Origin of the sequence: Pseudomonas sp. BF-R-26 (assembly GCF_019947395.1) — a bacterium.
Taxonomy (GTDB): domain Bacteria; phylum Pseudomonadota; class Gammaproteobacteria; order Pseudomonadales; family Pseudomonadaceae; genus Aquipseudomonas; species Aquipseudomonas farris.
The window spans coordinates 269632-294353 of the sequence record NZ_JAGYGK010000005.1 but is presented as its reverse complement, the minus strand read 5'-3'; the positions used below and the strand labels follow the sequence as shown (position 1 = coordinate 294353).

The 24722-nt window shown below is 60.5% G+C and carries 26 protein-coding genes; 10 read left to right on the top strand and 16 right to left on the bottom strand.

Going from position 1 to position 24722, the window contains the following annotated elements; all coding sequences use genetic code 11:
• Positions 1-37: 37 nt before the first annotated feature.
• From KGB18_RS09150 to KGB18_RS09135, 4 genes are all read right to left on the bottom strand, one after another.
• A complete protein-coding gene (locus KGB18_RS09150) occupies positions 38-541 on the bottom strand; it encodes a universal stress protein (protein WP_123723190.1) in 504 nt (167 codons plus the stop codon).
• Positions 542-638: 97 nt separating this feature from the next.
• Positions 639-1544 (bottom strand): 5'-nucleotidase, encoded by a 906-nt coding sequence (locus KGB18_RS09145; protein ID WP_123723189.1) that lies wholly within the window; start codon positions 1542-1544, stop codon positions 639-641.
• Between the two features lie 25 nt (positions 1545-1569).
• Entirely contained in the window at positions 1570-2526 is a 957-nt protein-coding gene (locus tag KGB18_RS09140) for a putative 2-dehydropantoate 2-reductase (protein ID WP_223569687.1), read from the bottom strand.
• On the bottom strand, positions 2523-2909 hold the full coding sequence (locus tag KGB18_RS09135) for a thioredoxin family protein (RefSeq protein ID WP_123723187.1): 387 nt from the start codon (positions 2907-2909) through the stop codon (positions 2523-2525). The genes KGB18_RS09140 and KGB18_RS09135 overlap by 4 nt, the downstream gene beginning before the upstream one ends.
• On the opposite strand from KGB18_RS09135, the gene KGB18_RS09130 reads away from it, so the two are divergent.
• Together KGB18_RS09130 and KGB18_RS09125 are read left to right on the top strand one after the other, a co-directional pair.
• A complete protein-coding gene (locus tag KGB18_RS09130) occupies positions 2908-3336 on the top strand; it encodes a PilZ domain-containing protein (RefSeq protein ID WP_123723186.1) in 429 nt (142 codons plus the stop codon). The two genes, KGB18_RS09135 and KGB18_RS09130, sit on opposite strands and share 2 nt — an antisense overlap.
• A 132-nt stretch (positions 3337-3468) precedes the next feature.
• Entirely contained in the window at positions 3469-4545 is a 1077-nt protein-coding gene (locus KGB18_RS09125) for a 3-deoxy-7-phosphoheptulonate synthase (protein ID WP_008009435.1), read from the top strand.
• Positions 4546-4609: 64 nt separating this feature from the next.
• Here the strand turns inward: KGB18_RS09125 and KGB18_RS09120 are convergent, their stop codons facing one another.
• Positions 4610-4891, bottom strand: coding sequence for a GNAT family N-acetyltransferase (locus KGB18_RS09120; RefSeq protein ID WP_007899932.1), 282 nt, complete (start codon positions 4889-4891; stop codon positions 4610-4612).
• A 631-nt stretch (positions 4892-5522) separates the two neighbouring features.
• On the opposite strand from KGB18_RS09120, the gene oprI reads away from it, so the two are divergent.
• The gene (gene oprI / locus KGB18_RS09115; protein ID WP_003172710.1) at positions 5523-5774 is read left to right on the top strand and encodes an outer membrane lipoprotei OprI; all 252 of its coding nucleotides are present in this window, start codon (positions 5523-5525) and stop codon (positions 5772-5774) included.
• 123 nt (positions 5775-5897) lie between these two features.
• Here the strand turns inward: oprI and KGB18_RS09110 are convergent, their stop codons facing one another.
• The 3 genes from KGB18_RS09110 to KGB18_RS09100 all read right to left on the bottom strand — a co-directional run bounded on the left by KGB18_RS09110 (position 5898) and on the right by KGB18_RS09100 (position 8097).
• The gene (locus tag KGB18_RS09110) at positions 5898-6869 is read right to left on the bottom strand and encodes a L,D-transpeptidase family protein (RefSeq protein ID WP_123723185.1); all 972 of its coding nucleotides are present in this window, start codon (positions 6867-6869) and stop codon (positions 5898-5900) included.
• Between the two features lie 272 nt (positions 6870-7141).
• Positions 7142-7435 carry a hypothetical protein gene (locus KGB18_RS09105; RefSeq protein WP_007899882.1) on the bottom strand — a complete coding sequence of 98 codons (294 nt, stop codon included), beginning with the start codon at positions 7433-7435 and terminating at the stop codon, positions 7142-7144.
• Positions 7436-7491: 56 nt separating this feature from the next.
• Positions 7492-8097, bottom strand: a complete 606-nt coding sequence (locus KGB18_RS09100; RefSeq protein WP_223569686.1) for an arylesterase — start codon at positions 8095-8097, stop codon at positions 7492-7494.
• Positions 8098-8107: 10 nt separating this feature from the next.
• On the opposite strand from KGB18_RS09100, the gene KGB18_RS09095 reads away from it, so the two are divergent.
• The 3 genes from KGB18_RS09095 to greB are packed head-to-tail and all read left to right on the top strand — an operon-like array spanning position 8108 to position 11838.
• Positions 8108-8791: an ABC transporter ATP-binding protein gene (locus KGB18_RS09095; protein ID WP_007899869.1), complete on the top strand. Its 684-nt coding sequence runs from the start codon at positions 8108-8110 to the stop codon at positions 8789-8791.
• Positions 8791-11295 carry an ABC transporter permease gene (locus KGB18_RS09090; protein WP_223569685.1) on the top strand — a complete coding sequence of 835 codons (2505 nt, stop codon included), beginning with the start codon at positions 8791-8793 and terminating at the stop codon, positions 11293-11295. The genes KGB18_RS09095 and KGB18_RS09090 overlap by 1 nt, the downstream gene beginning before the upstream one ends.
• 45 nt (positions 11296-11340) lie before the next feature.
• The gene (gene greB / locus KGB18_RS09085) at positions 11341-11838 is read left to right on the top strand and encodes a transcription elongation factor GreB (RefSeq protein WP_033057207.1); all 498 of its coding nucleotides are present in this window, start codon (positions 11341-11343) and stop codon (positions 11836-11838) included.
• A gap of 33 nt (positions 11839-11871) precedes the next feature.
• Here the strand turns inward: greB and KGB18_RS09080 are convergent, their stop codons facing one another.
• The 3 genes from KGB18_RS09080 to KGB18_RS09070 form a co-directional block, all read right to left on the bottom strand.
• A complete protein-coding gene (locus KGB18_RS09080) occupies positions 11872-12180 on the bottom strand; it encodes a hypothetical protein (RefSeq protein WP_052964043.1) in 309 nt (102 codons plus the stop codon).
• 260 nt (positions 12181-12440) lie between these two features.
• On the bottom strand, positions 12441-12875 hold the full coding sequence (locus KGB18_RS09075; protein ID WP_223569684.1) for a DoxX family protein: 435 nt from the start codon (positions 12873-12875) through the stop codon (positions 12441-12443).
• A 103-nt stretch (positions 12876-12978) separates the two neighbouring features.
• On the bottom strand, positions 12979-14400 hold the full coding sequence (locus KGB18_RS09070; protein ID WP_223569683.1) for a transglycosylase SLT domain-containing protein: 1422 nt from the start codon (positions 14398-14400) through the stop codon (positions 12979-12981).
• Positions 14401-14637: 237 nt separating this feature from the next.
• Here KGB18_RS09070 and KGB18_RS09065 point away from each other — a divergent pair, with 237 nt between their 5' ends.
• The 3 genes from KGB18_RS09065 (at position 14638) to KGB18_RS09055 (ending at position 17723) form a co-directional block, all read left to right on the top strand.
• A complete protein-coding gene (locus KGB18_RS09065) occupies positions 14638-15447 on the top strand; it encodes a TatD family hydrolase (RefSeq protein WP_223569682.1) in 810 nt (269 codons plus the stop codon).
• A gap of 207 nt (positions 15448-15654) precedes the next feature.
• Complete coding sequence (locus KGB18_RS09060; RefSeq protein WP_201062675.1) at positions 15655-17136, top strand: methyl-accepting chemotaxis protein; 1482 nt, start codon at positions 15655-15657, stop codon at positions 17134-17136.
• A 218-nt stretch (positions 17137-17354) separates the two neighbouring features.
• Positions 17355-17723 (top strand): Mpo1-like protein, encoded by a 369-nt coding sequence (locus KGB18_RS09055; RefSeq protein ID WP_123723177.1) that lies wholly within the window; start codon positions 17355-17357, stop codon positions 17721-17723.
• Here the strand turns inward: KGB18_RS09055 and KGB18_RS09050 are convergent, their stop codons facing one another.
• The 3 genes from KGB18_RS09050 to KGB18_RS09040 all read right to left on the bottom strand — a co-directional run bounded on the left by KGB18_RS09050 (position 17724) and on the right by KGB18_RS09040 (position 19844).
• Positions 17724-18521 (bottom strand): acyl-CoA thioesterase, encoded by a 798-nt coding sequence (locus KGB18_RS09050; RefSeq protein ID WP_052964055.1) that lies wholly within the window; start codon positions 18519-18521, stop codon positions 17724-17726.
• Between the two features lie 230 nt (positions 18522-18751).
• Positions 18752-19519 (bottom strand): CHAD domain-containing protein, encoded by a 768-nt coding sequence (locus tag KGB18_RS09045; RefSeq protein WP_123723176.1) that lies wholly within the window; start codon positions 19517-19519, stop codon positions 18752-18754.
• A gap of 46 nt (positions 19520-19565) precedes the next feature.
• Positions 19566-19844 carry a hypothetical protein gene (locus KGB18_RS09040; protein ID WP_123357718.1) on the bottom strand — a complete coding sequence of 93 codons (279 nt, stop codon included), beginning with the start codon at positions 19842-19844 and terminating at the stop codon, positions 19566-19568.
• A gap of 219 nt (positions 19845-20063) precedes the next feature.
• Between KGB18_RS09040 and KGB18_RS09035 the strand changes: the two genes are divergently transcribed.
• Entirely contained in the window at positions 20064-21104 is a 1041-nt protein-coding gene (locus tag KGB18_RS09035; protein WP_123723175.1) for a patatin-like phospholipase family protein, read from the top strand.
• A gap of 141 nt (positions 21105-21245) precedes the next feature.
• On the opposite strand, the gene KGB18_RS09030 is transcribed toward KGB18_RS09035, so the two are convergent.
• Both KGB18_RS09030 and KGB18_RS09025 read right to left on the bottom strand, forming a co-directional pair.
• The gene (locus KGB18_RS09030; RefSeq protein ID WP_008006017.1) at positions 21246-21944 is read right to left on the bottom strand and encodes a response regulator; all 699 of its coding nucleotides are present in this window, start codon (positions 21942-21944) and stop codon (positions 21246-21248) included.
• A gap of 48 nt (positions 21945-21992) precedes the next feature.
• The gene (locus tag KGB18_RS09025; protein ID WP_201062677.1) at positions 21993-24644 is read right to left on the bottom strand and encodes a sensor histidine kinase; all 2652 of its coding nucleotides are present in this window, start codon (positions 24642-24644) and stop codon (positions 21993-21995) included.
• Positions 24645-24722: the final 78 nt, after the last annotated feature.

Genomic DNA, 24722 nt, shown 5'->3' with positions numbered 1-24722 from the left:
TCTAGAACTTTTTTATCAAAACGCCATTATTCGTGTCCTAGCGATCCCCTTTGCGGCGACGTTCCATCAGCGGCACCAGATACACCGGCACCCTGGACAGTTGCAACACGCGCGCAGCGGTTCGGCCCAATGGCGTTTCCGCGCCAGCGCCATGACTGTGACTCCCTACGATCAGCAAATCGACGGAGAGTTTCTGCGCCTGGTCGAGAATCACCTGCGACGGATCGCCCTGCAGCACCCGCACCGCCCGAATCCGTTCCAGGTCCTGCTCCCCCTCATCCCCCAGTTCTTCGCGAAAGCTGTCGAGCACCCGTTGCTCGATATTGGCAATTACCGTACTCAGACCCTGACTGTGAAACTCGTTCAAGGCCTGCTCATCGAGGTAACTCTGAAGCACCGACTCGGCGAACAATCCCATCGGCTCAACCGCGTGCACCACATACAAGTCGGCATTGAATGTTCGAGCCAGTGCCAACGCATGCTGCATCACAAAAGGTGCATACAGACCGAGGTCGGTGGCATACAGCATCGAATGAATCATAGTGACCTCCTTTAATGCCAACATAGCGGAGATTGATTCAGCTTAGCAGTGCCGTGGCGAGAGCGGCGTTCGGCGCAACGCATTGAACCGCAGCGCTTTAAATCGACGGCTCGTTACTGATGCCATGCGGCACGTGACCGGTGGCGACCACTTCGCGGGCCAGCTCGCAATGGCCAGCCTGATCGTCGAAAAATACGTCGGCGGCAAAGGCTTCGAGAAACGCCGATTTGGTCAGCCCCCCAAGGAACAGCGATTCGTCCAGACGGATATCCCATTCGCGCAAGGTGCGGATCACCCGTTCATGGGCCGGCGCCGAGCGCGCGGTCACCAGCGCGGTGCGAATCGGACAGGCATCATCGGGGAACTCGCGCTGCAAAAGATTGAGCGCTGCGAGGAAGCCTTTGAACGGTCCGCCACGCAGAGGTTCGCGGGCTGACTCGCGTTCGCTGGCCTGAAACGCCGCCAGGCCTCCCGACTGATAGACCCGCTCCGACTCATCGGAAAACAGCACCGCGTCACCGTCGAAAGCAATGCGCAATTCATCACTGGCGGCGCGACTGGCACCGCCCGACAGAATAGTCGCTGCGGCGAAACCCGCATCCAGCGCACTGCGCACATCGTCGGAATGGGTCGAAAGAAACAGGTCGCAGCCAAAGGCCTTGAGGTACGGATAAGGACTGCGTCCGCCGACAAATGCCGCACGCGAGATCGCCAGGCCATAGTGATGAATAGAGTTGAAAACCCGCAGGCCGGTGTCGGCGCTGTTGCGCGACACCAGGATTACCTCGACCCGGGCACGGCCGAGACTGGCATTCAGGCTCAGCAGTTTTTCGACCAACGGGAACGCATCGCCGGGCTCAAGAATTTCGTCTTCGTGTTCGATCTGGTATTGCCGATAGGCCTCGACGCCGCTCGACAGATAAACCTTGTGGCTCTCGCTCAAGTCGAACAGTGCTCGCGAAGAAATCGCCAGCACCAGTTTGTCGTCTATACCATTTGCCATGCCCTTCCCTCTCCTTTTGACCGACTCAGTGATTACGTCGATCGATAAAACTCAAGCTGCGATACAAGGCTTCGATGCGCGGTAATTCACATCCCGCAGCCTTCGCCGCTGCCAGTGGCCGAGTGTAGATCGCGTCCAGTTCCAGCGGTCGCTTGTGCAGGAAGTCGTGGTACATGCTCGGCCAATAGTCGGGCATTTTCTCGGTCATCATGAACAGATAATCGGCGTAACCCGGCGGCATGTCGTGGCCACAGGCCTTGGCCCCCTGAACCACTTCGGCCATCAAGGCCTGAATCAGCGCGCGGCTGTCGGCATCCGTCATTAAGGGTGTGGTGCTGGCCCCAAGCAGAACCGACAGGCCGTTGTAGGGAATATTCCAGACCAGTTTCTGCCAGCGCGCCTGATGCAGGTTCGGCATGGCCTGGGCGTCGATATCGGCGGCGCGAAACAGCCCGGCGCCCTCCTCGACGATGTTCATGCGCGCCTGTTCATCGGCGGCGGGGCCGCTGTGGTAACCGACATTCACGGCACCGAGCGCCTGATGGGTAATGACCCCTGGGCCGGCGCGATGGACGCAGATCAGACAGAGCCCCCCGAGCAGGTGCAGCGAATCGGGGAGCAACTCGCGCAGACTGTCTTCGACGTCCAGGCCATTTTGCAGCAGCAGCACTTTGGCATCAGGCGCCGCGGCTTGAATAATGGCCGGTGCCAAATCCGCGTTACTGGTGGTCTTGGCGCCCACCAGTAGCCAGTCACATGGCGGCATGTCGGCAGCCGACGAATACGCCTGGACCGGGTTCAGGACCAGCGGGCCCAACGACGCATGGTCGAGATGCAAGCCCTGTTCGGCGACCGCTGAAAACTCACTGCGCAACAAAAAGTGCACATCGAAGCCGGCACGCGCCAGCATCACTCCGTAGAAACCACCGATCGCGCCGGTCCCGATAATGCCGATTGTCGGTTTGGCCCTTGTATCTGTCATGGCAACTCCTCTGCTTGTCGACTCAACGCCTGATCCAAGGCCTCATTGAGTGCCGTGCGGGTCAGGCGTGACTGTAGTGCCCCGAAGAACTCGCCGTCGCGCACCACAAACAGCGCCGGTAAATGAAAGACCCGATAACGCTCGACCACTCCGCCATTGTTTCCGGCATCGATCCAGCACAGTCGATCGACCGCCAGATCGAACGTGGGCAATTGCTCACGGGCAAAACGGCAACTGGCGCAGCCGACGCTGGTAAAGATCACCAGGGAAATACCGTTCATCGCCAACAGCCGCTGGTCGGCGTCGAAATCAGTCAGTTCCGATTCGACCACTATACTGGGAGAAACGATGTCAGATGGCCGACACAGGGAGTCCGTGTTCATGGGACGTTATCTTCCTCATCCTGACGATGTACCCGTCGAATTGACGTTGCTCAAACATGAGTGCATTTCGCGGCAAGAGCTGCACACTATCAGCCTCGGCGGCATGGCTTGCAATTACCACCGCGGATGGCGAAGGGGCACCGCACTTCAAGTGCGCATGCCCACCCTGAGCACCACGATCTGTTACCTGGGCTATGTTGCCTGGTGTCTGCGGCGAAAACGCAGCTATCTGGTGGGCATCGCCTTCGTCGACGAACAGACCCTGTTCAGCGCGCGAATGGGCGAGCAGGTTTGCCAGATCGAACGTTACTGCCGTCAGCACGAACCCCAAAGCGAACAGCTGAGCAACCAGACCCTGGCCCTCGAATGGGTCCAGCTGCACGCCAACGAGTTCTCCCACGACACGGTTCGCAAGGCATTTGCGTAGCAAAACCAGTGTCTGCCCATTGTCGAGCCACGGTGTAACGCGCTAAGGTTCAGCTCCCCGACGCGCTTAATTTGCTGTGCTCCGCCGCGCGGGTTCGCTGGCGGCCGGCACCCGTGACCTGACGAGTAAACGATGGCTGATTTACCGATCAACGACCTTAACGTCGCCTCCAACGAGACCCTGATCACTCCCGATCAGCTCAAGCGTGACATCCCTCTGAGCGACGCTGCCCTGCGCACCGTCACCAAGGGCCGCGAAGTCATTCGCAACATTCTTGATGGCACCGACCACCGCCTGTTCGTCGTGATCGGGCCGTGCTCGATCCATGACATCAAGGCTGCCCACGAATACGCCGAGCGCCTGAAAGTGCTCGCGGCCGAAGTGTCCGATACCTTGTATCTGGTCATGCGCGTGTATTTCGAGAAGCCACGCACCACCGTCGGCTGGAAAGGCTTGATCAACGATCCGTACCTGGACGACTCGTTCAAGATTCAGGATGGTTTGCACATCGGTCGTCAGTTGCTGCTGGACCTGGCCGAGATGGGCCTGCCGACTGCGACCGAAGCCCTCGACCCGATCTCCCCGCAATACTTGCAGGACCTGATCAGCTGGTCGGCGATCGGCGCACGCACCACCGAATCCCAGACTCACCGTGAAATGGCTTCCGGCCTGTCCTCGGCTGTCGGCTTCAAGAATGGCACCGATGGCGGCCTGACAGTGGCCATCAACGCCCTGCAATCAGTGTCCAGCCCGCACCGTTTCCTGGGTATCAACCAGGAAGGTGGCGTGTCGATCGTCACCACCAAGGGCAACGCCTACGGTCACGTGGTGTTGCGCGGCGGTAACGGCAAACCGAACTACGATTCGGTCAGCGTCGCGCTCTGTGAGCAAGCGCTGAACAAAGCGAAGATCAAGCCGAACATCATGGTCGACTGCAGCCACGCCAACTCCAACAAGGACCCGGCCCTGCAACCGCTGGTGATGGAGAACGTCGCCAACCAGATCCTCGAAGGCAACCAGTCGATCATCGGCCTGATGGTCGAAAGTCATCTGAACTGGGGCTGCCAGGCGATCCCGAAAGACCTCGCCGACCTGCAATACGGCGTGTCGATCACCGATGCCTGCATCGATTGGACCGCCACCGAAAACACCTTGCGCAGCATGCACGCCAAGCTCAAGGATGTGTTGCCGAAACGCGATCGCAGCTAATCGCCGTTTCACGCAAAAAAAACGCCAGGCTTAAACCTGGCGTTTTTTTATGCGTTCGCTTTATTCACAGCTTGGCGGCATGCCGTGCGTGACGCTCCATGTAGCGCTCCACATAGGAACACGATGGAATGACTGTGTAGCCCATTTCCTCGGCGTATTGCAGTGCCTGCTCGGTCAACGCCGCCGCGATGCCGCGACCACGCAGCGCGTTGGGCACGAAGGTACGATAAATATCCAGGGTCTGTTTTCCCAGATCCATATAGGTCAGGTAGGCACGATAACCGTCCACAGTGGTCTCGAACTGATGACCAGCCTGGTCATGGTGGATGGACAACGCCTCGCTCATCACTACTCCTCGCGGGTCTTTAATTCTGACCCCTACCTTACCGATGTTTTTCCGGCGAAGGAACATCTACGCCACCCCGTGCCTGAATGGACACCGAGAGAGCAACACCAATCTCGCGAAACCGAGCACGTATCAAATAGTAGGCACCATTGGCAGAAATGCTCAAGGGACGCTCGTCATGCTGGCAGGCGGGTGTTGCCTGGGGTAATGCAGGGGTGGCTCGAACGGGATATTCCCGAGTTCAGGCCTGAACATTGCCGGATATTGAGACATAAGACGAGCGCCCTTTGTTTAAGTCACCTCAACATGGATAAAGATATGAGGGCGGCTGCGCAAAATCCGAACAAAAGTGTGGACGATTCCATCTAGATAGACTTTAGTCGAGACTGAAAAACAGCTGCCGACACCGGGAACTTTTCCTCGGCGGCTCGCTCAGCTCGGGCCTCGCAGCTGGATATTTTTTATACAATGCAGTTAAAAGTTGCTCGAAAAAGAATCAACGCCTACAATTTTTTTTGCTTCTTGCTCTACGTCAGTTTACTTACTACAAGTAATGGGTAGTATGTACGCCGGCTATTTCCTCACTCTGAGGAGACAGCTACTTAATAGAAAGTCCTTGAAGGGGAACACGATGAACAACGTTCTGAAATTCTCTGCTCTGGCTCTGGCCGCAGTTCTGGCTACCGGTTGCAGCAGCGTATCGAAAGAAACCGAAGCACGTCTGACTGCTACTGAAGACGCAGCAGCTCGCTCCCAGGCTCGTGCAGACGAAGCTTACCGTAAAGCTGATGAAGCTCTGGCTGCTGCTCAAAAAGCACAACAGACTGCTGACGAAGCTAACGAGCGTGCTCTGCGCATGCTGGAAAAAGCTAGCCGCAAGTAATAGTCCTTCGGGATTGTTATCAAGCCGACCCATTTTTTGGGTCGGCTTTTTTATTGCCCGCTGTTTCTGCAGGCCATAAAAAACCCGCCGACGCGGCCTGCGTCGGCGGGTTGCTTTAACGCGTTACTGCTGCAGGTCGATCGGTGCACTCGACACCATCGGCGCCGACGCATTCGGCACGGCGATTTCCACCGGCAGGCCATCTTCAGCGGCCACCACGTCACGCACTACATCCCAGTTCATGCGCAAGTTGTTGGTGATGTCCTCACGCTTGAGCATCGCATTGATCACTGCGGTGTGCTTGTCGACTACCGAAGGGTTGCCCATATCGTCCAGCGGCGTGTGTGCTTCCAGATAAACCTTGCCGCCACTGAGGCCGAACTTGTACGGGTCGTTGATGATCCGCACCGACGTCCCGACCGGCACCATGCTGGCCATTTCCAGCACGTTGTTGTTGAACATGCGGAAGCAACCGTGGCTGGTGCGCATGCCGATACCGAACTTCTTGTTCGAACCGTGGATCAGGTAGCCCGGAGTGCCCAGCGTGAACTTGAACGGCCCCAGCGGGTTGTCCGGGCCCGCCGGCACCACATTCGGCAGTGGATCGCCATCGGCGGCGTGCTCGGCCTTGATCGACGCTGGAGGCGTCCAGGTCGGGTTCGGCGTCTTGGCGACAATGCTGGTGTGGGCAATTGGCGAGCCCCAGCCTTCACGGCCGATACCTAGCGGGAAGGTGTACACCACGTTCCGGCCTTTCGGGAAATAGTAGAGACGGTATTCAGCCAGGTTGATGACGATGCCTTCACGGGGCCCCGGCGGCAGGATGAAGCGCGTCGGCAGCACCACTTCGGTACCGGCGCCCGGCAACCATGGATCAACGCCTGGGTTGGCCGCGACCATTTCCGAATAGCCAAGATCGTAGGTGGTGCCAAGGTCGGCGAAGGTATCTTCGTACTTGGCCTTGATCACTTGCACCTGACCGATGATGTCTTCACCAGGGGGTGGCAGGGGTAGCTCCAATGCTGCTACCGGACCCGCGACACAGAGGGCGGCAAGAGACAGGCAGCGGGTGACGGCGGGAAAGCGCGGCAACATCCGGAAAATCCTTCGCATGATCGACAAGGGTATAAAAACGGGATTGTACACCGCCGCCCGTTATTTCGGGGAGACGTAAAGACCTGTGGTTGGGGGGATCGGCGGTGAGGGGACTTACCTGTGGCGAGGGGGCTTGCCCCCGTTCGGCTGCGCAGCAGTCGTCATCGCGGTGATCGAGAAATGTCTCACAGACTGCAGCGCCTGTTCAGGGCCGCTGCGCGACCCAACGGGGGCAAGCCCCCTCGCCACAGGAGCTCCCTCGCCACAGGGCCCTAAAGCTCGAACCGCAACTCGGGCCAGATCGGCGAGGTGCCGCGTTTTTGCGATTCCAGAATGGCCCGGCACAGCGAGCACAGGCGCTGATCCTGGAACACGGTGCGGTCGACGCTCGACCAGCGCGGTTGCGCCGGCAACAGGCTGCCGCACAAGGTTCGGTCCGCCGAGCCGCCCAACTCCAGTTGACGGGTCACCAGATGTACCCGCACTTCCTGGCAGGCGAACAGATCCAGCTGTTCGTCAGGCTCGATCAGTTGGTAGGCAAAAAGGGACCAGGCAGGACGCGGCATCGGGGGCTCCAAATCGGGGGCGCCACCTTAGCCGAAACACCGCCACTAGAAAAGCGTCAAAGCAGCGGTTTCAGTGTCGGCCAGACATTTTCCAGCAACTTGTCCTGAGCCGCCGCAGCCGGGTGCAGGCCGTCGCCTTGCATCAGGTCCGGATGACCGCCCACACCGTCGAGAAAAAACGGCACCAGCGGGATCTTTTTATCGTTGGCGACCTTGGTGAAAGCCTCGGCAAAGGCCTGGGTGTAACGCACACCGTAGTTGGGTGGCAGTTGCATACCCAGTAGCAATACCTCGGCACCACTGGCGCGGGAGCTGTCGATCATCGACGCAAGATTTTGTTGCAATTGTGTTGGCAGCATTCCGCGCAACCCATCGTTGCCCCCCAACTCGAGGATAACCAACTCTGGCTTATGCTCTGCAAGCAGCGCCGGCAGGCGCGCCCGGCCTCCGGCACTGGTGTCGCCGCTGATGGATGCATTGACCACTTTATCGTCGAAACCTTCGCGCTTGAGCCGTTGCTCAAGCAATGACACCCACCCCAAGCGGGTATCCAGGCCGAAACCGGCGCTGATACTATCGCCAACGATCAGGACTGTACCCGCCGCTGCGTTCTGGGCCATGCACATCAAGGCCAGGCCAGCACTCAAAAACCACACTCGCATCGGATTCTCCATGGGCGCAAGCATTCTCACCGCGAAGAACCTCAGCAAAGTGGTTCCGAGCGCGGAAGGTGAACTGACTATCCTGCACGAACTCAGCCTGGAACTGAACAAGGGCGATAGCCTGGCCATCGTCGGTGCTTCGGGTTCCGGCAAATCCACCCTCCTGGGCCTGCTCGCCGGCCTCGACCTGCCGAGCAGCGGCGAAGTCACCCTCGCCGGGCAAGGCCTGAGCAATCTCGATGAAGACCAGCGCGCGCGCATCCGCGCCGAGCACGTGGGGTTTGTCTTTCAATCATTCCAGCTGCTCGACAGTCTCAACGCCCTGGAAAACGTCATGCTGCCGCTGGAACTCGATGGCCGCAAAGACGCCCGCGAGCGGGCTACCGAACTGCTGCAACGAGTCGGTCTGGGCCAACGCCTGACCCACTCGCCACGTCAGCTTTCCGGTGGCGAGCAACAACGCGTGGCGATTGCCCGGGCGTTCGCCGCTGAGCCCGACGTGCTGTTCGCCGATGAACCCACCGGCAATCTCGACAGCCACACCGGCGAGCGCATCAGCGATCTGTTGTTCGAACTCAACCAGGAAAGCGGCACGACCCTGGTGCTGGTGACCCACGACGAACGCCTGGCACATCGCTGCCGGCGCCTGATCCGCCTTGAAGCCGGCCTGCTGGTCGCCCCTCTGGAGCCTTGATGGCACGCTTGCCGCTGTTGCGCCTGTTCAGTCTCGCCATCCGCCAACTGTTGCGCGATGCCCGCGCCGGTGAGTTGCGCGTGTTGTTCTTCGCCTTGCTGGTGGCCGTGGCGGCGAGTACCGCCATCGGTTACTTCGGTGCCCGCCTGAACGGCGCCATGATGCTGCGCGCCACCGAATTTCTCGGCGCCGACCTGGTGCTCGAAGGTAGCTCACCGGCGCGGCCCGAGCAGGTAAGGAGCGGCACTGAGCTGGGCCTTGAGCACGCTCAAGTAGTGGAGTTTTCCAGCGTCATTGCCACCGACAACGGTATTCAGCTGTCCAGTATCAAAGCCGCCGATGACGTCTACCCGTTGCGTGGCGAACTGAAAAGCGCCCCAGCGCCCTTCGCGCCGGAAGAACCCGGTGGCGGTCCGAAACCCGGCGAAGCCTGGGTCGAAGCGCGACTGCTGACCGCACTGGACTTGAAGATCGGCGATAGCATCGATGTCGGCATGAAAACCCTGACGCTGGCGCGAGTGCTGACCTACGAACCGGATCGCGCCGGCAATTTCTACAGCCTGACACCACGGGTGCTGATCAACCTTGGCGACCTTGAGGCGACCGGTGTGGTGCAACCCGGTAGCAGGGTCAGTTACCGGGAACTCTGGCGCGGCAAAGCCGAGGCGCTGGAAACCTATCGTCAACTGATCAAACCCGGGCTGGCGGCCAACCAACGCATCCAGGATGCCCGGGACGGCAATCGACAGATCGGCGGCGCCCTGGGCAAGGCTGAACGTTATTTGAACATGGCCAGTCTGGTCGCAGTGTTGCTGTCCGGCGTGGCGGTGGCGTTGTCGGCGACACGCTTCGCCACTCGCCGATTCGATGCCAGTGCATTGCTGCGCTGCCTGGGTCTGTCCCGTCGGGAAACCATGGTGCTGTTCAGTCTGCAACTGACCGTACTCGGACTGCTCGCCAGCATCAGCGGCGCCCTGCTCGGCTGGCTGGCACAGCTTGGGCTGTTTGCGCTGCTGCGTGATTTACTGCCGACCGATGTTCCACCGGGGGGCCTGTTCCCGGCCTTCGCCGGGATCGGCACCGGGCTGGTCGCGCTGGCCGGTTTCGCCCTGCCGCCACTGGCCGCATTGGGTCGAGTGCCGCCGCTGCGCGTGTTGCGTCGCGACATGCTGCCGATTCCGTCCAGCACCTGGATTGTTTATGGCGCGGCATTGGGCGCCCTCGGCCTGATCATGTGGCGCTTGAGCCTGGACCTGTTGCTGACCTTCGCCCTGCTCGGCGGCGGTGTGATCGCGGCACTGGTGCTTGGCGGTTTGCTGTTGCTGCTACTGAAGAGCCTGCGCCGGATGCTCGCGCGCGCCTCATTGCCATGGCGCCTCGGGTTGGGCCAACTGCTGCGCCATCCACTGGCGGCGGCGGGTCAAGCCCTGGCCTTCGGTTTGATTCTGCTGTCCATGGCGCTGATCGCTTTGCTGCGTGGCGAATTGCTCGACACCTGGCAAAACCAGTTGCCGAAAAATGCCCCGAATTATTTCGCCCTGAACATTCTGCCGGCGGACAAGCAAGCCTTTACCGATCGACTGATGGAGTTGTCGGCACAATCGGCGCCGCTGTACCCGGTGGTGCCGGGACGGCTGATCAGCATCAACGGCGAACCGGTACAGGAAATCGTCAGCAAGGATTCGGCCGGTGATCGAGCCATTCAACGCGACTTGAGCCTGACCTGGGCGGCAGACCTGCCAGCGGGCAACAAACTCACCGCCGGCAACTGGTGGGGCCAGCAACCAGCAGATGAAATACCCGGTGTTTCGGTGGAAGGTAAAGTCGCCGAAAGCCTCAAACTCAAGCTCGGCGATCACATGGTGTTCACCGTCGGCGGGGTCAATCGGGAGGCGAAAGTCACCAGCCTGCGGGAGATCAACTGGGACAACTTCCAGCCGAACTTTTTCATGATCTTCCAGCCAGGCACCTTGAAGGACTTGCCGGCCACCTACCTGACCAGTTTCTATCTGGCGGCCGGTCACGATCAGCAGATCGTCGACCTGTCCCGCAGCTTTCCGGCAGTGACCATTCTGCAAGTCGAAGCCTTGCTCGCGCAGCTGCGCAGTATCCTCGCTCAAGTAACCCTGGCGGTGGAATACGTGCTGTTGTTTGTATTGGCGGCGGGGATGGCGGTGTTGTTCTCCGGGTTGCAGGCAACGCTGGATGAACGCATTCGCCAAGGTGCATTGCTGCGAGCGCTGGGTGCCGAACGACAGTTGCTGGTCAGGGCCCGGCGGATCGAGTTCGGCCTGCTCGGCGCGGTCAGCGGATTGTTGGCGGCACTGGGTTCGGAACTGGTGAGCATGGTGCTCTACCGTTATGCCTTCGACCTGCCTTGGCACCCGCATCCATGGCTGTTGGTGTTGCCGCTGATCGGGGCCGTGCTGATCGGCGGTGCCGGTGTGTTCGGCACGCGCCGCGCCTTGAACGCCAGCCCCCTGACAGTCTTGCGCGAGGGTTGATAAACTCAAGCGCTCTGATCACGTATTCAACCACAAGAAGCCGCCATGAGCCGTTATCGCCCTCCCCGCACCGCTGGCACCGCGCTGATCACCCCCGAAGGTGAAGCGCGGATGCGGGCCGAGTTTCATGAACTCTGGCATGTGCGTCGACCGCAAGTGACGCAATCGGTCAGCGAGGCGGCGGCACAGGGCGATCGCTCGGAAAACGCCGAATACACCTACGGCAAAAAGATGCTGCGCGAGATCGACAGTCGCGTGCGCTTTCTCACCAAACGCCTGGAAGCGCTCAAGGTTGTCAGTGAGAAACCCAGCGATCCGAACAAGGTTTACTTTGGCGCGTGGGTCACGATTGAAGATGAAGACGGCAAAGAGTCGCGCTATCGCATCGTCGGGCCGGATGAGCTGGACCTGAAACTAGGCCTGATCAGTATCGACTCACCGTTGGCGCGCGCCTTGATTGGCAAAGCACTGGACGCCGAAGTGCGGGTCCAGACACCGACCGGTGAACAATGCGTGTATATCGTGGCGATCGAGTATCTTTGAGCCGCGGCGCTCTGAGCCACAGCGCTCTGAACCTCAGCGACGGGTAATCAGCCCTTGGCGAGCCACGCGAGTCAGCTGCCTGATCACTTCCGGCGCATCCTCGGCGTTGGGTGCCAGAATCACCGCCAGATCGAAACTGTCGTTGGCAAACCGTGCCAGTGACTCACCGTCGTCGACAAACTGAATCAGGAAGGCAGCAGGCCCACCGGTACGACGTGGCCAGCCATCGAGGTAACGCAAAAGCGTCGGCTGATGTTTACCGCCAAGCAGGATTTTTGGATTGCGCTGGGTGAGGTGTGCCGTGATCGGCGCGGGGCGTATAACGGGGCTTAATGCATTCATTGTGTCGTGTCTCTGCCTCAAAAGTCTGCATGGCAGGTGAGAGGCAACACCGAACCAGCGCTTTAGCGGTATTTCGAAGCCTGTTTCAAGCTTCTATCGGCAACTGAATGAGTCACCTGGCGCCCCGCAAGTAGCTGTTTAAATCGGCGCATGGGCAGCATCCTAGAGAAGCTGACCGGACAGTGTCAAGAATCACGCGCAACAAAAAAGGCCTGCACAGTGCGTCGCACAATGCAGGCCTTTTTGTTGAGTCAGAACGGTCAGTCGGTGATGGCGCGGTCTACCGACAGCTTGCCTGCACCTTCGATCAGCACCGCGAGGCTGCCACCGAGCAACGCCAGGGCGAATTCATAACCGTTGTTAGCCATGAACAGACCGTTGCTGATGTGCACCGTGAAAATAGCCACCAGCGAGAGGAAGGTCAGCCCCAGCGCTGCCGGGCGTACCAGCAGGCCGATGATCAGCGCCAGACCGCCGAAGAACTCGGTACCACCCGCCAGGATCGCCATCAGATGACCAGGTGCCAGCCCGATGCTTTCCATGTACTGCGCGGTGCCGGCAATGCCGTAGCCGCCGAATGCACCGAAGAGTTTCTGTGAGCCATGGGCCGCGAAGATAATGCCGACGAAAATACGCAGAATCGTCAGACCGTAGCCCGCGCGGGTGGACAGTACCTTGTTGATCAGTGTGCTCATGCTGTGTCATCCATTGTGAATGTGTGTTGGTTGGCCGCCATATTAATCAATTAAATTCATGTTAAAAGCGCAAAAAACCCACCATAACAATCAGTTTAGTCGATCATTTCCGTGAGGCAACTTTTTGCCCCTGGGGCTCCAACGATTCCCGTTCCCGATCGAACGCCAGGTAATACTTGTTCACGCTATTAACATAGCTGACAGCCCCCATTCCCACCTGCTCCATGGCAATGCGCTCAACCTGGAAGAACCATTGATTAGGATTCAAGCCCCGTCGCCGGGCCTCGGCGCGCATGCCTTGAACCCGCTCCGGTCCCATGTTGTAGGCCGCCAGCACGAACGCCATGCGCTCACGCTCATTGAGTTTGGGGCTGGCAAAAAACTTGCGACGGATCATCGCCAGGTACTTCGCGCCGGCCTGCACATTGGCGTCGAGGTTTTGAATATTACTGACCCCAACCCGTTGCGCCGCGGACGGGGTGATTTGCATCAGGCCGGTGGGGCCGCTGCCGCTTCTGGCGTTGGGTTGCAGCGCCGACTCCTTGAAAGCCAGCGCCGCCAGGTTCAGCCAGTCCATCCCTTGGGCTTCAGCATGTTTTTGCAACACCGGTCGAAGTTTTTCCAAGCGCTGCCGATCGGCCTTGGCCAAGGGATAGTGCACTTGATACAAGCGTCGATAGATCCGCAGGAACGCCGCATCCTGGTCCGACGGCTTCTTGTAGGTTGTCAGGAAGCGATCGATGCTCGAACGCAGCATCGAGGCATCGCGGCGCACGAACCAGTATTCCTCGCCTGGTTCGCTGATAAGGACCTGACGATCGAAGCGCAATTTGGGCAGGATCTTGCCCCAGCGTTCGGCAATCGGTTGCTCGACGATCGTCAGATGAAAGATCCCGCCCTGGACCATTTCCAGCACATCCTCGACCGCCAGGCTTGGATCGACCCACTCGATCGTCACCGGAGGCAGTTTGTGCAGCGCGAGTTTCTGATTGATCTGACTGACCGCATCCCCGGCGGCACTGCCGGTGGGCAGCGCGAGAGTTTTGCCCGAAAGTTGTTCGAGACGGGTGTAACGTCGTTCGCCTTTGATCCCCACCAGCAGCAACGGCACATCGCTGGCGATCGGTTGGCTGGTGCTGACCGCGAGGCCCGATTGCGGATCGAGCAATTCCCCCGGCGCGACCAGATCACCCTCCCCGCGCTGCAACGCGCCGAGCAGTTGATCCTTGGCTTTGGGAATGATCTTGAGGGTGATTTCCTGGCCGTCACGGGCATGGCCGTTGAGGTATTGTTCGAAAGCGCGCAGGCGGTGGTATTCGACGCCGATGGCCTGGCCCTGGACTTCACCGGAGCTGTTGCGGCTCTGGTTGACCAACACCCGCAACACACGACTGCTGCGAATCTCCGCCAAGTCGCGGACCTTGGCCGCCGGCACGGCTTGCAACGGTCCGGCCAGACGCGCAACCGCCGGCATTGGCAGCAGCAACGAGCAACACAGCAGTAACAAAACCGAGGGACGAATCATCCACTCTCCGGAAAGAATACTGGCCGACCTCATGGGTGATTTCATGACGTCGAGCGACAGAAACAGAGCGCCTGAAGCGCTGGTAAAGTGCGTGAGAGTGGCACAGTGATGGCAAATCTACCAACCCTGACCTCGCGCGCGGCCTCAACAGACAGCTTTAACTGGTTGTAGTTCTTGGCTTTTCTTATAAATCTACAGCTCTGATATGCTTTCCGGCCTTTGGTCCGAGGTAGCACCATGCAACTCATCGATATCGGCGTCAACCTGACCAACCCCAGTTTCGCCGACAAACACCAGGCTGTACTCGACCGTGCCTATGCTGCCGGGGTCCGCCAATTGGTGCTCACCGGGACCAGCGTCGAGGGCAGTGAACAGGCGCTGGAGCTGTGCCACCAACTGGACGAAAGTGCTCAGCGGCTGTTCGCTACGGCCGGTATTCACCCGCACTCGGCCAGCGACTGGAACGCCGACAGCGCTCAGCGTCTGCGCAGTTTGCTCAAGGAGCAAAACGTGGTCGCCGTGGGTGAATGCGGCCTCGATTTCAACCGCGATTTCTCGCCCCGCCCGCAACAGGAAAAAGTCTTAGAAGAACATCTGGCGATGGCGGTCGAGCTGCAATTGCCGGTGTTCCTGCATGAGCGCGATGCCAGCCAACGATTGCTGGAGATCCTGCGTGATTACCGCGACCAGTTGCCGGCCGCCGTGGTGCACTGCTTCACCGGTGAAAAAAAGGCGCTGTTCAGCTACCTCGATCTGGATTTGCACATCGGCATCACTGGCTGGATCTGCGATGAACGCCGGGGTACGCACCTGCATCCGCTGGTCAAAGAGATTAAACGCGGGCGCTTGATGCTGGAGAGCGATGCGCCGTATCTGCTGCCCCGCAGTCTGCGCCCCAAGCCGAAGAATGGTCGCAACGAGCCGGCGTATCTGACTGAAGTGTTGCGTGAGGTGGCGTTGCATCGTGGGGAAACGGTGGAAGATTTGGCTGCTCACAGCACGGCCTGTGCGCGGGCGTTCTTCGGTCTGCCCTCAATCCCCCAATAACCACCGCCAACCTGTGGGAGCGGGCTTGCCCGCGATGACGGAATATCAGTCAACATCTCTGGCGCCTGATACACAGCTATCGCGGGCAAGCCCGCTCCCACAGGTTGGCGGTGGTGCCCGTTGATCCACATCAAGATTCAACGTCCTGAGTAGCGGCACAATACTGGCACCTTGCCAAAACTGTTTCCGCTATCAGAGAAGACCTCCATGGGTGCCTGGCTTAGCAACATCTCGCTGAAATACAAATTCTGGGCGGTCAACGCCGTCGCCTTCGTCACCACCCTGTTGCTGGTGCTGTACGCCGTACAGCTTGAACAACAGGCCCGCAGCCACGCCGCCCAAGCGTCGGCCCAGGCCCAGGCGCGATTGATCAATGCCTGGCCTGCCGGGCAGCCGCTGCCCAAGGCCGATCACCTGCTGACCTTCAATCGCGGGCAGGCGCCGTTACTGAATGGGCAACCGGTGCTGGAGCTGACCGATACCAACGGTTGGGTCGAGATCAACGCTATGCCGCTGTACGGTGAAAACCCGTTGATGGGCGCCGAGGTGTTCACTCGGCCTGACGGTCAACAGATCGCGGTGATTGCCTATGGCCCGAGCCTGAGCCAAGTGTTCGGCGAACGCTTCACCCACTACGCGGTAGCGGTATTCATCTTGATGCTGGCGATGCTCGGTGCGTCGCAACTGTTGATCCGCTTCCTGCTCAGCCAGCTCAACACCTTGAAAGACGTGATGCTCCACGTCGAGAAAACCGGCGACCTGTCGGCCCGTGTGCCGCTGGCTTGCAAGGATGAAGTCGGGCAGATGGCCAACGCCTTCAACGCCATGCAGGCCGGTTACCAGCGGGTGGTCAACACCGTCGCCAGCACTGCCCGGCAACTGGATGTCGGTGCCGCGCGGCTGGCGTCGAGCATGAACGAGGTGCGTCACGGCATGCTCGGTCAACAAAGCGAAACCGATCAGGCCGCCACGGCGATCAACGAAATGACTGCCACTGTCCATCACATCGCCCAACACGCCGGCGCCACCCGCGACCTCTCGCAAACCGCCGACACCCTGGCTGGCAGTGGCCAGGAAGTAGTCACTCGGGTGCAGATATCGATTGGCGGATTGTCCACCGGCGTGCAGCAAACGGCCGAGATGATTCAGCGTCTGGCCGAAGACAGCCAGAAGATCAACGGCGTGGTCAGCGTGATCCACAGCATCGCCGAACAGACCAACCTGCTGGCCCTTAACGCCGCCATCGAAGCGGCCCGGGCCGGTGAAATGGGCCGCGGGTTTGCGGTGGTCGCCGATGAAGTGCGTAACCTGGCCAAACGCGTCCAGGCGTCCACCGACGAGATCACCACCATGGTTTCAGCGCTGCAGGCTGGCACCCGGGACGCCGTGGACTTCATGCAGGAAAGCTCGTACAAGGCAGATGACTGCATGCAACAGGCTCAGGAAGCCAGTGTGGCCCTGGCCGAAATCACCACTGCGGTGGCGCAGATGCGTGAAAGCAATACGCAGATCGCGGTGGCAGCCGAACAGCAGAGCCATGTGGCGGAGGAGATGAATCGGGCGGTGGTGAGCATTCGCGACGTGACCGAAAACACCGTGCAGCAGACCGTGAATTCAGCGATTACCAGCAATGAGCTGGCGATGTTGGCGGGGGAATTGAGCAAGGCTATCGGTCAGCTGAAACTGTGACGGCCCCATCGCGGGCAAGCCCGCTCCCACAGGATCAGCGCTATTGCAAAATTTGCGCATTACCTGTGGGAGCGGGCTTGCCCGCGAAGGCGTCAGATCGAGCAACATCAATCCTGACCATCACACCTATTGCGCCGATAGCCAGCCTTGATTCGCCGACGGCCCGCGCCAAGCCTATTCTTTATTCAAGCGCCTCAACGAATCAAAGGATATGCATCATGGGCAAACGTCATCCCAACCTTCCCGCCTGGCAATGGCGAGCGTACCCGCATAATCACCAGCACCCGACCAATCTGGTGTTGCACCTGATTGCCGTGCCGCTGTTCATCGTGGCGTTTTTGCTGATGGTCTCGGGGGTGTTCAGCCTGGATCTGGCGAGCATCGCGATCGGCGTTATCGGCCTGATCGCCGCCCTGGGCCTGCAGCGTCACGGTCACCGCCTGGAGGCGCAGGCCTCCGAGCCGTTCAGTGATCGCAAAGATGCGGTATCACGCTTGATGGTCGAGCAGTTCCTGACCTTCCCACGGTTTTTCTTCAGTGGCGGCTGGTGGCGCGCCTGGCGTGAACGCCACCGTCGTCGTCACTGATCAGGCGAAAATCGTGACTGTCTGCCGGCTCATGGCGATCAACTGGCCGTCTTCGCTCCATAGTTTTGCGGCGGCGTGCCCGTAGCCATCAGCGGCATACTCGATTTCAACCAGGTACTTGCACCAGTCCAGCGTGCTCAATGCCAGCAACGGCTGGACGAATTCGATGGTCCAGGTCAGCGTGCTGCCTGCCGCCGGTTTCTTCAGATGCGACAACAAGGACGGAGGCCAAGCGTCGACCAGCGCCAGAATATGCGCCTCGTTGACCACCTCGTCTTTCCCTTCTCCACGCAAGCGCACCCAACCCCCCATATCGCGGGAGGTGTTGCCGGTGAACGGCAGGCCGCCAATGCTCCAGCGCATTGCCAAATGACGCATGAATTCCGGGGTCACCCCTTTGATATAGGGCATTTCCTGGCAGTCGTCCCAGTGTTTCATCTCGGGCGCAGCGTTGGCCGTGACCGCCACTTCGGAAGGTCGCGAGGCACCGAAGCTGCCCTGGACCAACGTCACCACTTGCCCCTTCTGCATTGCCCGGCCCAGTACCTGGCTGACGGCTTTGCCTTCGCGCAGCACATCGACTTCAAAGCTGACCGGCACATCGGGCTCGACCGGGCCGACAAAGGTGATTGCCAGCGAACGCACTGGACGATCCGCCGGGACTTTTGCGCGCATGGCTTCGTATTGCAAGGCGGCTATCAGCCCACCAAAACTCGCCCGCCCCTGACCCCATTCGGCCGGAATGGACAACTCCTGCGGCTGACTGCGAACAGCGTCGAGCAGATCGGAAAAGTGCATGGAAACCTCAGAGGCAGGAAAATGGATGGAACGATCTTAACCAGCCCGCAAAACCGACACAGCGCTTATTCCGGCCAAAATCACTGACAGATGAGCCGTGCCAACATTGAACACACAAACTAATGTGGGAGCGAGCCTGCTCGCGATGAGGCCATGACATTCAACATTGATGCTGGCTGTCATGCCGCCATCGCGAGCAGGCTCGCTCCCACAGTTGATCTTTGGTGGTTTCAGGATTTGAAGCAGGCGGCGCTGAATTTGTCGAGGACGCGGTCGGCGCGCGCTTCGGCCTTGGCCAAGGTGGTTTTCCAGACCGCGACACATGGCTGCAAATCGGGCTCTTCTTTGGCGCGGTCCAGCCACTGCCAGCTGTCGTGCCAATCACCCAAGGCAGCCTGCGCCGATTTCAGTCTGGGCAGGGCCGCTTTCGGCAAGCGATCCAGCTCGGGGTAGGCTTCGATGCCATAGCGCACGCGCTTGATCAGCAGGCGCAGGCGATGGCGGTCATGGGCGGGGTCATGCAGGGCCTGGTCGAGTTTCTTCCATTGTTTGCCCAGGCGTTTTTCGATGCGCTTGCGCAAGCCCTTGAGCAAGCCCTGACGCTGGGAAGCCCGCAGAAAACGCGGAAAGGCGTCGAGGATCATCAGCATCTGCGCCAGTTCCGGGCTCGCCGCTACGAGGGGATAAGCCTCGGCCATCCGCACCATGCGTCGGTGCGCGGCCTCAGGTTGATCGTGCTCGAGCAAGTACGCCGCCAGCACTTCGCGATCGCGCAACGGCGTGGTCAGGTCACCGACCCGGGATGCCGCCGCTTCCAGTTGCTCGACCCCGGGCAAACCGCGCAAGGGCCGCAGAAGGCTGCGCAAACGCCGCACGGTGGTGCGTAGATCGTGCAGCGCTTCAGAGTCAGTGCGGGCACTCAAGCGTGCCTGACAGGCGAGCAAGCGAACGTCCAGGCTCAGAACTTGAGCCACCAACCGATCAACCAAGGCAGACATCGCTTGCTCCCTGAATCGAATTACCCCAAGTGTGCTACATCATGCTTCAACGGCCAGCGCGAGACTCACGAATGTAGAAGCGCGCCTTCTCGGCCTTCTTGGTACAGCCCTCGTATGCTTCGAATTGCTGCTGGGTCTTGGCACCGGTCAGCAACGACAGCGCCTTGGAGTAGCTGACGGTCCCGGCAAAGCCTTCGACCTTGGCCAGGTCCAACTCATGCCAGGCGGCGTCGAGTTGGCTACCGCAGCTGTCACGGTAAGCGGTTTTACCGGCACAACCGGCTAGCGCCAATGCAATCAAAGGCACACAGATCCAGGCTTTCATCACTCACACCTCAAAGATAATAAACAGTCGTGCAGCTAAGACGGCCTGGCGCGTGAAAAGTGCCTTGGACCCGCAGTGGAAACTATAGCGCTCGCGAGGATACCCATTCGCCTTTATTGAGTGTCAAAAAACGACGCTATCGCCCCGCCGAACGACCATAGCGATTGAAGCTTGCCCCTCGATAGGTGCATTGTTGAACCTTGTCAGAGAGGTCGATTCATGAAAAAGCGTGTCGCACTGGTGTTGGGCTCGGGTGGCGCCCGGGGCTACGCCCATATCGGCGTCATTGAAGAGATCGAGCGGCGCGGCTACGACATCGCCTGCATCGCCGGTTGTTCCATGGGCGCAGTGGTCGGCGGGATCTATGCCGCCGGTAAACTCAACGATTATCGCGACTGGATCGAGAGCCTGGATTACCTCGACGTGTTGCGTCTGGTGGACGTCAGTTTTCGCCTGGGCGCGATTCGTGGGGAAAAGGTCTTCGGGCAGATCCGCAAGATCGTCGGCGAAATCAACATCGAAGACCTGCGCATTCCCTACACGGCCGTGGCCACGGACCTGACCAACCAACAGGAAATCTGGTTTCAGGAAGGCTGCCTGCACCAGGCCATGCGCGCCTCGGCGGCGATCCCCAGCCTGTTCACGCCGGTGATGCAGGGCAATCGAATGCTGGTGGACGGCGGTATCCTCAACCCGTTGCCGATCGTGCCGGTGGTGTCGAGCCATTGCGACCTGATCATCGCGGTCAACCTCAACTCCACCAACCAGCGTCATTATCAACTGCCAGTGATCCAGCGCCCGGCCGCGTTCAAGACCCGCTTCGACAGCCTGATCAACTCGCTGGGCTCGAAGATGCCATTCCGCCGTAAACAGGCGGAACAATTGCTGCTGCTGGAGAAGGAAGCGTTGATGGCAGAAGCGGCCGAGATTAATCCGTGGATCGAATCCGCCGCGCCCGAAGGCCAGCAACCGGCGGCAGCCCCGGAAAGCAACGGCGCACCGAAATCCGCCACCGGGTCGTTCATCATCGACAACGTCGGGCCGGCGTCCTTGCTGGACTTGATCAACCAGAGTTTCGAGGTGATGCAGACGTCATTGGCGCAGTACAAGATTGCCGGGTATCCGCCGGATATCCTGATCAACGTGCCTAAGCGGGTGTGTCGGTTTTTCGAATTTTACAAGGCACCTGAGTTGATCGCGCTGGGGCGCGAGATTGCGCGGGATACGCTGGATCGGTATGAGAATGAGCGGGAGTCTTGAGGTTCTTGGGTGAATGAAAGGGCCCCTTCGCGGGCAAGCCCGCTCCCACAGAGTTTTGTGGCGGTCACATGATCTGTGAACACCCGGAACACTGTGGGAGCGGGCTTGCCCGCGAAGGCGCAGGATCAGCCACCACAAAAACTAAAGGCTGCCCTCACTCAACAACCGATACCCCACCCCCGCTTCGGTGACGATGAACCGTGGCTGAGTCGGATCATCCGCCAGTTTCTGCCGCAGGTGCCCGACCACTATTCGCAGATAGTGGCTGTCCTCGGTGTGGGTCGGGCCCCAGATGTCCTTGAGCAGTTGCTGCTGGGTGATGACCCGCCCCGGATGCCGCGCCAGTTGCGCCAGTACCGCATATTCCTTGCGCGTCAGCGCCACTTCGGCGCCGTCCAATAGCACCCGGCGATAAGCCAGGTCCACGGTGAGTGGGCCGAAGGAGAGCGCCGCTTCCTGGGCCTCACCGGTCGGCGCCTGACGCAGCAACGCGCGCACTCGGGCCAGAAATTCCTGGATGCCGAACGGCTTGGTCACGTAGTCGTTGGCGCCGCCATCCAGGGCTTGTACTTTCTGCCCTTCGCTGGCGCGCACCGAGAGCACCAATACCGGCACCGTCGACCACTCGCGAAACTCGCGCAGCACCTGCTGGCCGTCCATGTCCGGAAGGCCGAGGTCGAGCACCAGCAGGTCGGGTTTGTTCAATGCGGCCTGGGCCAGGCCTTCCGTGCCGGTGCCGGCCTCCAGCACTTTGTAACCTTGGGAGGCGAGGCTGATGCGCAGGAATTTGCGGATCTGCGGTTCGTCATCGATGACCAAAATGGTCGCGGTCTGGCTCATGAATTCACATCAACACAAAGAAGTGGCAAGAGAGTAGCGCAGGTGAGATCAGGCTTCACTGTCCAATCCCGGCTGAGTCTGTAACGGCAGGTGCAACGTGATGCAGGTGCCGCGCCCTTCGATGCCATCGGCGACGCTGATCCGCCCGCCATGGGCGCCGACCATGCCCTGACAGATCGCCAGCCCCAGCCCGGTACCCTGCCCGCCGCGATCGCCGCGAGCGGCGGTGTAGAACATGTCGAAAACTTTCGCCCGCTCCTCCTCCGGAATTCCCGGCCCCTCATCGCTCACCGAAAAAAACAGCTCGCTGTCAGTGGCCCCGGCACGCAATTCCAGTCGCCCGCGAGGCGGTGAGAAACGCGCGGCGTTTTCCAATACGTTGACCAGCGCTTGCTCGATCAACGCGGCATGCACATAGAGCAGCGGCAATTCGGCCGGTACTTCGGTAATGACCTGCAACGACGCCAGCACCGCGCGCAGACGATTGAGTGCACTGCCGACGATGTCTGCCGGCGACACCCAGTCCCGCGCCAGCTTCAGGGCGCCGTGGCCGAGGCGAGTCATGTCCAGCAGGTTTTGAATGTAGCGATCCAGCCGTTCGGCTTCATCGCGGGTGCCTTCGAGCAGTTCGCGACGGTCCTCCAGCGGAATCGCCTCGCCAAGCGCCAGCAGGCTGTCGATGCTGCCGCGCATGGAAGTCAGCGGCGTGCGCAAATCGTGGGACACCGAGGCCAGCAGCGCGCTGCGCAGTTGCTCGGTTTCACCATGCAAGCGCGCCGCCTCAAGGTCATCGGCCAGTTGCGCCCGAGCCAACGCCTGGGCCAGCGGTTGGCTCAGTGCGGTCAGCAAACGCCGACGCTGGCCGCTCAGGGTCTGACCTTCTTTGGCACACACGCCGAGCAGTGCCAGCGGACCATCGTCCACCGACAACGGCCACCACCACCAGCGCCCGAACGGCAAGGTGCCGGTGCCTGCGCCGGCCGGTTGATCATGTTGCCAGGCCCAATCGGCGGCGGCGCGCTCGGCTTCGGAGAACTCCAGCGGCCCGCCGGTTTCAACTTTCCAACCGCTCTGGCCATCGCGATTGAGCAGACACAGTTTCAGGTCGGTCCAGCCATTGAGGTGTTGCGCCGCAGCGCTGACCACGGCCTGACGGTCGGTGGCGGCGGTGAGTTTGCGCGACAGGTCGAGCAGTTCGCTGGTTTCTTCCTGAGTGTCGCGCAACGCCTGCAATTGTCGCCGTTGTCGCGCCGCCAGGTTGCCGGTGAGGGCCGCCATCAGCAGGAAGAACAGCAAGGTCAGCACGTCTTCTTCACGCTGGATGGTGAAAGAGAAGTTCGGCGGAATGAACAGAAAGTCATAGGTCAGAAACGACAGCGCCGCGCAGGCCAGCGCCGGACCAAGGCTGCTGCGCACCGCCACCAGCAACACCGCCGCGAGGAACACCAGCGAAATATTGGGCAACGGCAAGAAGCTCTCCACCGCCCAGGCCAAGGCACTGGCAAGCACCGTCGCCACCAGCGCCAACGCGTAGTCGAACCAGACCAGCGATTGCGCCGAGCGTTGGCGCGGCTGATGCTGTTCCTGATCGCTGTCGAGCACGTTGATTTCCAGCCCACGAGCATTACGCAGCAAACGTGACGCCAGACCGCCGCCGAACAACCGTCGACGCAAACGCTGCCGGGACTGACCGACCAACACCAGACTCGCGCGGCGTTCGGCGGCGTGCTGGATCAGGGTTTTCGCCACCTCGCCGGCACGCAGCAGCACCACTTCTCCACCGAGGCGTTCGGCCAGTTGCTGAGCACTTTGCAGGCGCAGGCGCGACTGCTCGTCGCGCACACGGCCGTTGTCCACATGCACCAGACTCCACGGCAGATGCCGGCGCTGGGCGACGCGACTGGCGTGACGCACCAGACGCTCGGCCTGAGCATCGCCATCGACGCCCACCAGCAAACGACCGCGCACGGCCGGTGCAGCCTGCCCCAACTGGCGATAACCCTGCGCCAGATCGTCATCGACCTGAGCCGCAGCGGTTTGCATCGCCAATTCACGCAGGGCGGTGAGGTTGGTCTGAGTGAAGAACGCATCGATGGCCGCCCGCGCCTGCTCCGGCACGTAGACCTTGCCGTCGCGCAGACGCTCCAGCAACTCACGCGGCGGCAGGTCAATCAGCAGCAGTTCGTAGGCTTCTTGCAACACCCAGTCCGGCAGGGTTTCGCGCACCTGCACGCCGGTGATGCCGCGCACCTGATCGTTGAGACTTTCCAGATGCTGGACGTTGACCGTGGTGAACACGTCAATGCCGGCGGCGAGCAATTCCTGGATGTCTTGCCAGCGTTTGGCGTGCCGACTGCCGGGGGCGTTGCTGTGGGCCAGCTCGTCCACCAGCACCAGTTTCGGCTTGGCTTTGATCAGACCGTCGAGGTCCATCTCTTCGAGCATCACGCCGCGGTATTCCGAGCGCACCAACGGCTGCTGCGGCAAGCCAGCCAGTAGCGCTTCGGTTTCGGCGCGACCGTGGGTTTCGACCACCCCGGCCATGACTTTCACGCCTTGGCGCAGTTGAGTGTGTGCGGCTTGCAGCATGGCGTAGGTCTTGCCGACCCCCGGGGCTGCGCCAAGGAACACCTTGAGCCGGCCACGGCCATCGCGGGGCAGGTCTGCTAACAGCGCGTCGGCGCGGCCGGAGTCACTCATGCTTGAAGTTCTCTCTCATTCTGATATTGATGCAGTGACTGTCAGGGCCTCTTCGCGGGCAAGCCCGCTCCCACAGTG